The following is a 12,172-nucleotide window of genomic DNA, read 5'->3' as shown; positions in this document are numbered from 1 at the left end:
TATGGCTTTAAAAACTTTGAAAATTATAGAACCAGAGTTAGAGTACTATGCTGTTGATTGAGTGCCCCCGTAATTGGGAAAGACCCTCAATTAAACAATAAAGAAATAAATTTTGGAACCGCCCTAGATGCAGTGATGTCTTTTATTGAAAACCCTTATGGGGTATGGGTTAGAGGTGATTTAAAGCAAAAATATTTAGTTCATCGTCTGGTTTTTGTAAATCCAATCGTAATCCACCCTTCTGAACCAATTGGAACCGCAAATTTATCATTACCATTCAAGATGTTACGTGATTTTTCGAAAGAGAAATCTCAAGTGGTGGAGGCGGCGGGAATCGAACCCGCGTCCGCAAATCCTCTGCCGTCAGCTCTACATGCGTAGCCTTGTCTATTGATTTAACTGCTTCCCCTCCGACAGGCAGGATGGTCGGCAGCGATTCCCTGAATTTTGCATCCTGATTCGGGATAGACCAGGACACTAGCTTGTCTTCTATGACCGCTGAGTCGATACCGGCAAGCAGGCTCGGTCAACGGGACGCTGGTTTTATGGCAGCGCACAAGGTAACACTATCGAAGCGGATTAGGCAGCGATAGCACCACCAGCAAAGTTTTCATCGTTTGCATTTATGTTTAGTGAGTCTTATTTACGAGAGATCTCATTCTCGGCATGCACTTCAGGTTTCGCAACCCACGTCGAAGCCAGGTCGCCCCCAATTTGTACACTTACATTATAACATAAAATCGAAGCGGGGGTGCCCGCCTCGATTAAAAATTTTGTCTAGGAACGAATGCCATTGTGCAACAGCAGAGCATCGATTTTGGCATCCCTGCCGCGGAAGCGGTGGAAGGCTTCGCGGGCTTTTTTCGAGCCGCCGACTTCCAGGATATCCTGCAGGAACTTACGCCCCGTGCTCTCATTAAAAATACCCTCTTCCTCAAACCGCGAATAGGCATCACTGGACAGCACTTCCGCCCACTTGTAACTGTAATACCCCGCCGCATACCCGCCGGCAAAAATATGGGAAAAGCTATGCTGGAAGCGGTTATACGGCGCAATCGGCAATACCGTGGTCTGATCCCGTACATCGGCTAAAATCGCAGACACCCAACCGGGCTCATGCCCCTGGTATTCGCGATGAATGCGAAAATCAAACAGCGAGAACTCAAGCTGGCGCATCATGCCCATGGCGGATTGGAAATTTTTCGCAGCCAACAGCTTGTCATACAGGCTGTCAGGCAAGGTCTCCTGCGTCTCCACATGGCGTGTCAGCAATTGAAGCGCCTCCTTTTCCCAACACCAGTTTTCAAAAAACTGACTCGGCAACTCCACTGCATCCCACTCGACGGCATTAATGCCCGAAGCTCCCAGGTAATCGACCCGGGTTAACAAATGGTGCAGGCAATGACCCAATTCATGAAACAGCGTCAGCACTTCGTCATGCGATAAAGTGGCCATCTTGTTACCGGCGGCCTTGGCAAAATTGCAGGTTAAGGTGGCAATCGGCAACTGAATTTCGCCATTGGCCAAACGCCGCCGGCCCTGCAGCGAATCCATCCAGGCGCCGCCTCGTTTTTGCTGGCGCGCGTACAAATCCACGTACACGTAGCCGCGGGTCAGATCATGCTCATCAATCACACGGTAACACTTCACGTCTTCATGCCAGACATCCACGTTGCTCATGACTTCCATGCGCATGCCGTACAGGCGGCTCACGATGGTGAACATGCCCTTCATCACCGTATCCTCAGGAAAATAAGGCCGCAACTCTTCCTGCGATAAATCATAGCGGGCTTTGCGCATTTTTTCAGACACGTAGGCAATGTCCCAGGGTTTAAGCGCTGTCATGCCGTATTCTTTCTCAGCAAAGGCCTTAAGCGCCGTGAACTCTTCTTTTGCCTGGTGACGGGCCCGTTGCGATAAATCCAGCAGAAAATCCACCACCTGCTCCGTCGATTCCGCCATTTTGGTGGCCAGGGACAGCTCCGCGTAATTGGCAAAGCCCAGCATCCCGGCTTTTTCATGACGCAGCGCCAATATTTCGTCAATGATGGCAGTATTGTCAAATTGGCCGGCGTTAGGCCCCTCATCCGAGGCACGGGTCACGTAGGCGTGATAAAATGTTTCGCGCAGACCGCGATCATCGGCATAGGTCACCACAGCCAGATAGCAGGGAAATTCAAGATTAAGCATCCACCCGTCCATCTGCTTTTCCTGAGCCAGGGCCTTTGCAGTCAACATCGCATGCTCCGGCAAGCCCTGCAGCAGTTTCTCGTCCGTAATGTGCAGGCTGAAAGCCTGTCCGGCATCAAGTACGTTGTTGTCAAACTGGTTCGATAATTCAGACAAGCGCGTTTGTATGGCTTCAAACCGTTGTTTTTTCTCATTGGACAAGGCCACGCCCGACAATTCAAAATCCCGGAGCGTGTCGTCTAAAATTTTCTGCTGCGCTTCATCGAGTACGCTTTGGTCAATGGCACGGATGGCTTCGTACAGGCGCTGGTTCTGGCCGATGGCCGAATCATAGGCTGACAGTTTGGGTAAACAGGCCTGGTAACAATCGCGTAATGATTTGGAATTAACCACCGCATGCAGGTGGCCCAAAGGCGCCCATAACTGCTCCAGGGTATCGTCCATTTCCTCAAGCGGGTGCATGAGGTTGTCCCAGGTGAACGAGGTCTGGTTTAACAATCGCTCAATCTGGTCTAAGTGGTGTTGTAACAATTGGTCAAGCTGCGCCGGAAAGGTCTCGAGCTTAATCGCACTGAATTGGGGTAACTGTGGGGTTGCCATGGCCTGTTCTCTCGTAAGCAAATAAGGCAAGCATAGCATTGAAAATCCGTTAGCTCCATGGCAGCCGGCGATTCAGCTGGTGATCAATCCCACCGGCGGCGGAAGCGGGTTTTCGTCGTAGTCCGGGGTTTCAGAAGGCTTCTCGGGGATTTCAGGGGCAAACAGGCCCAGGCGGGTTAAGGTTGCCGCATGCGAAATTTCCAGTTGAGCCACTTTATCAGAAGGCCGTTGTTTCTCGAGGGCTGAAAAGGCTAAAAAACCGGCAATGGTAATAGTCACCAGCAGAGCGCCGGCAATCAAAGGGATAAACGGCCCGAAGGAAGCTAAAAAAGGCACGGTTAATACCATGGCCAAAAACAGAACTGTCGTATTGGCCACGCTCAGCAGGAGCCGCTTTTTTTCAAACAGAATGCGTGCATCGAGGTGCATGAGGTAGCGGCGTGCTTCTTCAGCATCCTCAGGCTTGTCCTCCTGTTCAAGCTGTTGGATATGCCGCACATGCTCCTGACGAAGACGTTCAAGGCGGCCAAGCTCGATCGATGCCCGAATCGCCGCAAGCAGGATATCATAGGCAAACAACACCGTAGTCATGTAGGCGCCCACCGGCGCAAGCGGTCCCACCAGCACAAAACAATTCAGCAATCCGGCAATCAGCCAGACAGAGTCATTCCCCAGTTCAAACCAGCGGCGCTGGAAATGCAATTGCATCCGGGTTGAAACACCGAGCGCAAGCTCTTCCTTACTCATCCAGCGATTGCTCGGATAAAAATGCTTGCCCATCACCAGCATGTTAGCGGCTAAACGGGGAATAAAAAACACCCAGGACAAGTAACTGAGTGCCGGATTCACGAATCGGGTGACGGGCTTGATGTCTTCAACCCGCTTAAGCACCTGAACAATAGCATCAATAAAACGCTTGGAACGCACAACAAAAAGCCTGAGCCAATTGGAACTTGCGGTCATGGTGCGCACTTTCTGGGTGAACGTATCGGGTTCGACCTGTTCGCTTAGCGAGGTAAACTGATACCCGCGAGCCTTGAGCAATTTCTGATAAAAGAGCTGATCTTTGCGTAAGCGTTCGACTTCACGTGGAACATTCAGATAGTGGCGGTAAAGATGAGCCAGCAATTCCGACATCATCAACGCGCTCGCGACCTGTTCGGTAATTTCCTCGATACTGGCATTTTTTCTCAGCAAATCAGACGACAATTGCGCGCAAAGCACACTGTACTCAATGGTAAGCACCAGATGCTTCTTCAGCAGGGGACGAAAAAATGCAACCGGCTGCTGGTTTAAATAGTCACTGAATGACCAGGACGCGCCATCCGGATTCGGCAATGGCGGCAGTGTTTTCATCATGGTTTGCAAACGATACATGAGTGCGGTCATACACTACCTTGCTCGAATGTGATGGTCACAAAATTGTCCATTGAGTGAAATTTTTGCAAAAATTTGTGCATTGTAATACATTTTCATCAATAAAAAAACATCCCGCCGTGCCCCTCAAGCGGCTTTATCCATGGCATAATTCAGGCCAATAATCTCAAAAAACCAGATTAAACTGCTTTTTTACTTCTTCCAAGCTGTTTAAGCACATTTTTTAAGCAAGAGCACACTGAAAGCAACTTGCTGATTAGCGGCTTCTGAGCGACAATACGCCCACTTCGATCAGCGATTTAAAGAGAGCGCATGAGTTTTTCAAATGAACTGGCCAATGCCATTCGCTTCTTAAGCATCGACGCCGTGGAACAAGCGCAGTCGGGGCACCCTGGCATGCCGCTTGGCATGGCCGATATTGCCTATGTTCTCTGGCATAAGTTTTTAAAGCATAACCCGCAGAATCCGCACTGGTTCGACAGGGATCGCTTCGTTCTCTCCAACGGCCATGGTTCCATGCTGCTTTATTCGCTGCTGCATTTAACCGGTTATAAGCTCAGTATCGATGATTTAAAAAATTTCCGTCAACTGCATTCAAAAACGCCGGGACATCCGGAACGGGACGACACGCCGGGTGTGGAAACCACCACTGGCCCGCTGGGGCAGGGGCTTGCCAATGCCGTGGGCATGGCCATTGCGGAAAAGACGCTGGCCGCGCAATTTAATCGCCCCGGGCATGAATTGATCAATCATCACACTTACGCTTTTGCCGGCGATGGTTGCCTCATGGAGGGCATTTCGCATGAAGCCTGCTCGCTGGCCGGCACTTTGGGCCTTGGCAAGCTGATCGTGTTTTATGACGACAATGGCATTTCCATTGACGGCAAGGTGGAAAACTGGTTTCGCGACGACACGGCCCTGCGCTTTAAGGCCTATCACTGGCAAGTCATCGGCCCCATCAACGGGCATGACGAAGCCGCCATCGAACAAGCCATCCTTGAAGCCCGCGCTGAAACAGCGAGACCCAGCCTGATTATCTGCAAAACAGTTATTGGCTATGGCTCGCCTGTCGCTGGCAGCGAAAAATCGCATGGCGCGCCCTTGGGCGCTGCCGGTATTGTCCAGGCCCGCAACACCTTTCACTGGCCGCACCCGCCTTTCGTCATCCCCGACGCGATTTATGCCGCCTGGGATCACAGCGAAAAAGGCCAGCGTGACGAGGATGACTGGATCACCCGCTGCCAAAGCTACCAGCAACAGCATGCGCAGGATTATTTTGAGTTTCTGCGCCGCATCAATGGCGATTTGCCGGATCAATGGCCATCGGTCAGCAACGCCTTCATTGAGCAATGCCGCCTCAATGACAAGGCGCTGGCCACGCGCAAAAGCTCGCAGCTTTGCCTTGAAGAATTCAGTAAACTGCTGCCGGAGTTCCTGGGAGGTTCGGCGGATTTAACCGGCTCAAACAACACGGATTGTTCCAGCAGCCGCCCCATTACTCATGAGCAGTTTAACGGCAATTACCTGTTTTACGGTGTTCGGGAATTCGGCATGGCCGCCATCATGAACGGCCTGGCCTTGCACGGCGGCTTTATTCCTTACGGCGGAACCTTCCTGGTTTTTGCCGACTATGCCCGCAATGCCGTGCGGTTAAGTGCTTTAATGAAGCAGCGCGTCATTTACGTGTTTACCCATGACTCGGTGGGTTTGGGCGAGGACGGTCCGACGCATCAACCCATCGAACAGGCATCCATGCTTCGCAATACCCCGAACATGCAGGTCTGGCGGCCGGCGGATCTGATGGAAACGGCTGTGGCCTGGCAGCAGGCCATTGAACACCATACCGGCCCGTCGGCTTTGCTGCTGTCGCGCCAGAATCTGCCGGCCCTGGCCCATCACAACGACGCCCACGATCGCATCGCTCGCGGTGGGTACATTCTTATGGATTGCGAGGGAGAGCCTCAGGCTATAATTATAGCGACAGGTTCCGAAGTTCAATTGGCTGTGGCCGCAGCCACCCAGGCCAACAGCCAGGGTCATCGTGTCCGAGTGGTCTCCATGCCCTGTTGTGAGCGCTTTCTTGCCGAAGAGGCTGCCTATCAAGAACAAGTGCTGCCCAGGACTGTCCGTAAACGCATTGCCATTGAAGCAGCCGCGACCTCGGATTGGTCTCGTTTTACCGGCCTGGATGGCGTGGTTATCGGCATTGACCGTTTTGGCGTTTCAGCCCCGGCTGCGCAGGCATTCAAGTATTTGGGTATTACCGTTGAGAACCTGTCAAACACGCTCAATACCCTGTTAAAAGCAGACTCCTTATGAGTCGCCAGTATTTTGGAGAAGTAAAATGACGATAAAAATTGCTATCAATGGTTATGGGCGTATTGGCCGTTGTGTGTTACGAGCCATTTATGAGTATGGCCGTCAAAATGAATTTGATGTCGTGGCCATCAATGATTTGTCAGGGATTGAAACCACAGCCCATCTGACCCGTTTTGACTCCACGCATGGCCGCTTTGCCAGCGAAGTCCGTGTCGAAGGTGACAGACTGCTGATTGACGGCCACCCGATTCGCGTGATTGCCGAGCGCGATCCCAAAGCCTTACCCTGGAAAGAATTGAACGTGGACATCGTGCTGGAGTGCACCGGTCACTTCACTAACCGTGATGCTGCCATGCAGCATATTGCCGCCGGCGCCAAGAAAGTATTGATTTCTGCCCCGGGTAAAAACGCCGACGCCACGATTGTTTACGGCGTTAACCACCAGACATTGCAGGCCACTGACATTATCGTATCCAATGCCTCCTGCACCACCAACTGCCTGGCCCCCGTGGTCAAGCCGCTGCACGACGCCATCGGTATCGATCATGGTCTGCTGAACACCGTGCATGCCTATACCAAGGATCAGATGCTGTTAGACGGCAGTCACAACGATCTGCGCCGCGCCCGCTCTGCCACCCAATCCATCATCCCGACCAAAACCGGCGCTGCCGCAGCCGTGGGCCTGGTATTGCCGGAACTGGCTGGCAAACTGGATGGCTTCGCCATGCGGGTTCCGACCCTGAATGTGTCCGTGATTGATTTTACCTTCACCCCGTTACGTGAAACCTCGGTGAGCGAAGTCAATGACATCATGCGCCGAGCCAAAAGCGACATCCTGCACATCAGCGATGACCCGCTGGTGTCTTGCGATTTCAATCATTACCCGGCCTCTGCCGTGTTTGATACCACCCAGACCAAAGTTTTAGGTAACCTGGTGAAAGTGGTGGCCTGGTATGACAACGAATGGGGCTTCTCTAACCGCATGCTCGATACCGCCAGTTGCATGATGAATCGTTAAGGACAGGATGATGAATTTAATCAAGATGAGTGATTTGGATCTGCGCGGAAAACGGGTATTAATACGCGAAGATTTAAACGTTCCCATTAAAGATGGACTGATTACCAGCGATCAACGCCTGCAAGCCGCTTTGCCTACCCTCAAAGCCGCCCTGGAAGCGGGCGCTGCCGTCATTGTCCTGTCCCATCTGGGACGGCCGGACGAAGGAAAATTTGACAAACGTTTTTCATTGGAGCCCGTCGCACACTACCTGGGTCAACATCTTGATTACCCTGTCCGCTTTTTCAGTGACTACCTCAACGGGGTGGAGGTAAAGCCGGGTGAACTGGTGATCTGCGAGAATGTCCGTTTCAATGTCGGTGAGACAGGCTATGATCACGTGCTGGCTAAAAAGCTCGCCGCCTTGTGCGATATTTTTATCATGGACGCCTTTGGCACAGCGCACCGTGCGCACGCATCGACGTATGGCGTAGCGCAATACGCCCCCGTGGCGGCTGCCGGTCCCCTGCTGGTGAGTGAACTTGAAGCATTGGAACATGTGCTTAAAGATCCCAAAAAACCCATCGTGGCCATCGTTGGCGGCTCCAAGGTATCGACCAAACTGTCCCTGCTCCGTGAATTGGTGGGCTTAGTCGATCATCTGATTTTGGGCGGCGGCCTCGTCAATACCTTTTTAAAAGCGCAGGGTCATGAAATAGGCATGTCCCTGTATGAAGAATCCCTTCTGGATGAAGCACGTACCGTCTTAGCCCTGGCGGAAGCCAAAGGCTGCAACATTCCCCTGCCGACGGATGTCGTGGTAGGCAAGTCATTCAGTGACAATTGCCCGGCATTCAACAAATCCTTAAACGGCGTTGCGGCTGATGACATGATCATGGACATTGGTCCGGACACCATCAGCCATTATGTCGATATCATTGAGGAAGCAGAGACCATTATCTGGAATGGACCTCTCGGCGTTTTTGAATTTCCGCAGTTTGCTTATGGAACCCGGGCCGTTGCCATCGCCATCGCCGACAGCAACGCCTTTTCCATTGCCGGCGGCGGCGATACCCTTGCTGCCATTGATTTGTATGATCTCAATGAGCAGATTTCCTACATATCCACAGGAGGTGGAGCTTTTCTGGAGTATCTCGAAGGCAAAACCTTACCTGCCGTAGCTATTCTGGAAGAGCGTGCCCATGAAACGTCGAACTAAAATTGTTGCCACCTTAGGCCCTGCCTGCAGTCAACCTGACACCCTGCGCGCCATCATTGCCGCAGGGGTCGATGTTTTCCGCGTGAATTTTTCTCACGCCGACAAAACCGTGCTTGAGACCATCAAACAAGCCAAAGCCATTGCATCTGAACTGGAGCGTCCCCTTGCTGTCATGGCTGATCTGCAGGGTCCCAAGCTTCGCATCGGCCGTTTTGAACACAATCACATTACCTTAGTCAATGGCCAATCGTTCATTTTAGACTGCGCCAATAAAAACCTCGGCAATGAACAATGGGTCAGCGTCGCCTATGAAAACCTCTGTTATGAAGTGAAGCCTGGCGATTTACTGCTGCTGGATGACGGCATGATCGAACTCAAAGTCACGTCGGTCGCTCCTCCGCAAATCGTTTGCGACGTGCTGGAAGGCGGTGTGCTTAAAAACAACAAGGGTTTAAACCGTCGTGGCGGCGGTCTGGCCGCCAAAGCCTTAACGGACAAGGATCGCGACGACATGCGTATTGCTGTCAGTATTGATATCGACTACCTGACGCTGTCGTTTGTCAAAGACAGGCATGACATTCAGGAAGCCCGGCAGTTATTGGCCGACTTTGGCGCACCGGATGTCCCCATCATCGCCAAAATTGAACGTACCGAAGCCTTGCATAATCTCACTGAAATTATCAATGCGGCGGATGCCGTCATGGTCGCACGCGGCGATTTGGGCGTGGAAGTGGGGGCTGCTGAAGTGCCAGCCATTCAGAAGCGCATCATTGAACAGGCCAGACGGCTCGATAAAGTGGTCATTACCGCCACACAAATGATGGAATCCATGATCACCCACCCGCAGCCGACCCGTGCGGAAGTCTCGGATGTGGCCAATGCCATCCTCGATGGCACCGATGCCGTCATGTTGTCTGCGGAAACGGCAACTGGCAAATTCCCTGTCAAAGTGGTCACCATGATGGAAAAAATCTGTCTAAGCTCGGAAAAGCACACGTCGTTTTTGTACACGGCGGACAAGGAAACCTGCCATTATCACCGCGCCGATCAGGCCATTGCCATGGCAACCATGCATGCCGCCAATCACTTCCCCATTAAAGCGATTATTGCCATGACGGAATCCGGTGCCAGCGCCATCTGGATGTCGCGTCAATTCAGCAATGTACCGATTTATGCGGTCACAGCCAATGAACGCACCGTGGGTAAACTGTGCCTGGTGAATAACGTCTTCCCCATCCTTCTGCCTTATCACAACATCCCTGTCCAGGAAGTGAATGCCTGGGTCGTCAATCAGCTAAAGCACAAATCACTGCTTAAAGCCCAGGGGTATGTGTTGTTGACCCGCGGCAGTACCATCGGAAAAGCGGGAGGAACTAACTGCATGGAAATTGTGCAGTTATAATGCGCATTCATGCCTAAACAGGCATATTCGCTTTGCTAATCGGAGCTATGGTATGATCCCGCTTCGATTAGCATGAACAGTTAAAGGTGGTGTGTGTTCAATTTCAAACAAGCTCATTTGCAAGGTATTGCTGCGTTTTTGTTTGTCTTGAGTATTTTTACCCTGCCGCTCAGCATGACCTTAAAATCCATCGCGTTAATCAGCGGCCTTATTACGTCCCTGTTAAGCCCCGATTTACGCCGGCAACTGACCAAAGTCGTCCGCGAACCCTGGTTTTATGGCATTATCCTCTTATTTGCCTTAGTCCTTCTTGGCGCGTTGACCGGCATTGCTGACCTGAAAAGCAAACTGATTTTCATCAACAAGTATTCGAAATTTTTATTTATCCCCCTCATTGCCCTTGCTTTTCAGAATGAGCGCCTTCGTTGGCTCGCGATTCACGCCTTTCTTGCAGCCATGACCCTGACCTTGTTAATTTCCTTTTTCAAAGCCCTGGGCTGGATCACCATGAATCCGGTCAATGATCCCGGAGCTGTGTTTCATAACCACATTGTGACGGGGTTTTACATGGCCTTTGCCGCTTTTTTAAGTGCAAATCTGGCCTTGAACCATAACAACACCGCACTGCGTTTAAGTTACACCCTGCTTGCCCTGCTGTTCAGTTATCAAACGCTGTTTATTAATACCGGCCGTACAGGTTATGTGATTTATTCCGTCTTGTTGATCCTGTTTTTATGGCAAAGCATCCCGGCACGTAAAATACCTTTGTATTTGATCATTATTTTACCTTTCGCACTGCTGGTAGCCTACCACAGCATGGCGCTTAACACGGGCTTTAAAGCCATAGTTCATGATGTGCAGAATTACCAGGAAGGGAATAATAAGAATACCTCCGTCGGTTTCAGGCTTCAATTTCACCAGTATGCCAAAAAACTATTTTTAGCTCATCCGATCTGGGGCACAGGAACAGCCGGGTTTACATACAGTTACCGACAGGAGCAGCCTATTCCTGCCTGGGGGAAAAACCTGCTGGATCCGCATAACCAGTATTGGCTGATGGCGGCTGAATACGGCATCATCGGCCTTGCCGTGTTATTTTACTTTTTCTTAGCCTTTTTCCACGCCAGCCAAGGCTTAAAGGACATGCGGCCGATGATGATTGCCTTGCTTTGCAGTTTCATCGTCGCCAACCTGTCGGACTCTTTCCTGTTATTTTCCAATACAGGGGATTTTTTGGTGTTTTTTGCCGCCATTGCCTTGGGCGAGTCTCTGGAAAAAAAACCTTCTCCACGCGAAAATTCCGTTGTTTCAGGTAGTATGGCATGCTAGTTGTTTTAATGTACCATCGTGTTTCAAATCCTTCGCTGCCAGGCGGCGTCCTGGCTTTCCAGCAGCATTTAAAGCAATTGGCCGGACAATACCCGTTTGTGATTCCCGGAGAGCCTCTGGACAGGCAGCGAGTAAACCTGTGTCTGACTTTTGACGATGCCTATTATGATTTTTACCATGAGGTGTTCCCTCTGCTGAAGCAGTACCAAATCAAAGCGGTGCTGGCTATTCCGGTAGGCCTTATTCTGGAAGACACGACACTCGATGACACAACCCGTCTTGGCGTGCCTTATGCAAAAGCCATGGCGTCTTATCAAAGCCATGCCACCTTATGTACCTGGAAAGAAATTAACGAGATGGTTTCCTCCGGCCTGGTTATTCCGGCGGTCCACGGCATGACCCATCAGCATTTGACAGCCGAAGACGTCTGCCTTGAGACCGAGGTGGTTGCCGCCAAACACCGGCTTCAGCAACAAACCGGTTACACACCCGACACCTTCATCTACCCTTACGGCAGCATGAATAGCCGCGTCAACCGTCATGTTAAAAGTCATTACCCTTACCGCATGCGCATCGGCTCTGCATCCAATTGGAACTGGCACAATGTTCATGGCCTTATCTACCGCATCAATGCCGAGGAATTCTGGCCTGACAATAAACCCCTGCTGTCAGCATCGCACCGTGTTTATTTAGGGGCACGATGTCTCTTCAATACCTTGCGCTTTAAATAACAGAAGCC

The 12,172-nt window shown here is 51.3% G+C and carries 8 protein-coding genes and 1 other RNA gene; 6 read left to right on the top strand and 3 right to left on the bottom strand.

What is annotated here, in order from left to right; genetic code table 11:
- Positions 1-316 precede the first annotated feature (316 nt).
- The 3 genes from ssrA to Lrub_RS14405 form a co-directional block, all read right to left on the bottom strand.
- Positions 317-711, bottom strand: a transfer-messenger RNA (tmRNA) gene (ssrA, locus tag Lrub_RS14470).
- 66 nt (positions 712-777) lie between these two features.
- Positions 778-2,790, bottom strand: a complete 2,013-nt coding sequence (locus tag Lrub_RS14410) for a M3 family metallopeptidase (protein WP_058532828.1) — start codon at positions 2,788-2,790, stop codon at positions 778-780.
- A 72-nt stretch (positions 2,791-2,862) separates the two neighbouring features.
- Positions 2,863-4,179 (bottom strand): hypothetical protein, encoded by a 1,317-nt coding sequence (locus Lrub_RS14405; protein ID WP_058532784.1) that lies wholly within the window; start codon positions 4,177-4,179, stop codon positions 2,863-2,865.
- 300 nt (positions 4,180-4,479) lie between these two features.
- Here Lrub_RS14405 and tkt point away from each other — a divergent pair, with 300 nt between their 5' ends.
- From tkt to Lrub_RS14375, 6 genes are all read left to right on the top strand, one after another.
- A complete protein-coding gene (tkt, locus tag Lrub_RS14400; RefSeq protein WP_058532783.1) occupies positions 4,480-6,486 on the top strand; it encodes a transketolase in 2,007 nt (668 codons plus the stop codon).
- Positions 6,487-6,511: 25 nt separating this feature from the next.
- Positions 6,512-7,504: a type I glyceraldehyde-3-phosphate dehydrogenase gene (gap, locus tag Lrub_RS14395; RefSeq protein ID WP_058532782.1), complete on the top strand. Its 993-nt coding sequence runs from the start codon at positions 6,512-6,514 to the stop codon at positions 7,502-7,504.
- Positions 7,505-7,514: 10 nt separating this feature from the next.
- Positions 7,515-8,702: a phosphoglycerate kinase gene (locus Lrub_RS14390; protein ID WP_058532781.1), complete on the top strand. Its 1,188-nt coding sequence runs from the start codon at positions 7,515-7,517 to the stop codon at positions 8,700-8,702.
- Complete coding sequence (gene pyk, locus Lrub_RS14385) at positions 8,686-10,104, top strand: pyruvate kinase (protein WP_058532780.1); 1,419 nt, start codon at positions 8,686-8,688, stop codon at positions 10,102-10,104. The genes Lrub_RS14390 and pyk overlap by 17 nt, the downstream gene beginning before the upstream one ends.
- A gap of 93 nt (positions 10,105-10,197) precedes the next feature.
- The gene (locus tag Lrub_RS14380) at positions 10,198-11,433 is read left to right on the top strand and encodes an O-antigen ligase family protein (RefSeq protein WP_058532779.1); all 1,236 of its coding nucleotides are present in this window, start codon (positions 10,198-10,200) and stop codon (positions 11,431-11,433) included.
- The gene (locus Lrub_RS14375) at positions 11,427-12,164 is read left to right on the top strand and encodes a polysaccharide deacetylase family protein (protein WP_082651527.1); all 738 of its coding nucleotides are present in this window, start codon (positions 11,427-11,429) and stop codon (positions 12,162-12,164) included. Before Lrub_RS14380 ends, Lrub_RS14375 begins: the two co-directional genes overlap by 7 nt.
- Positions 12,165-12,172: the final 8 nt, after the last annotated feature.

Source organism: Legionella rubrilucens, assembly GCF_001468125.1.
Classification (GTDB): domain Bacteria; phylum Pseudomonadota; class Gammaproteobacteria; order Legionellales; family Legionellaceae; genus Legionella_C; species Legionella_C rubrilucens.
The sequence above is the reverse complement of the archived record's forward strand: the minus strand, read 5'-3'. Positions and strand labels throughout refer to the sequence as shown.

Coding starts and splice junctions, on each gene's coding strand:
- tkt (WP_058532783.1), top strand. CDS start 4,480: ATGAGTTTTTCAAATGAACTGGCCAATGCCATTCGCTTCTTAAGCATC.
- Lrub_RS14410 (WP_058532828.1), bottom strand. CDS start 2,790: ATGGCAACCCCACAGTTACCCCAATTCAGTGCGATTAAGCTCGAGACC.
- Lrub_RS14390 (WP_058532781.1), top strand. CDS start 7,515: ATGAATTTAATCAAGATGAGTGATTTGGATCTGCGCGGAAAACGGGTA.
- pyk (WP_058532780.1), top strand. CDS start 8,686: ATGAAACGTCGAACTAAAATTGTTGCCACCTTAGGCCCTGCCTGCAGT.
- gap (WP_058532782.1), top strand. CDS start 6,512: ATGACGATAAAAATTGCTATCAATGGTTATGGGCGTATTGGCCGTTGT.
- Lrub_RS14405 (WP_058532784.1), bottom strand. CDS start 4,179: ATGACCGCACTCATGTATCGTTTGCAAACCATGATGAAAACACTGCCG.
- Lrub_RS14375 (WP_082651527.1), top strand. CDS start 11,427: ATGCTAGTTGTTTTAATGTACCATCGTGTTTCAAATCCTTCGCTGCCA.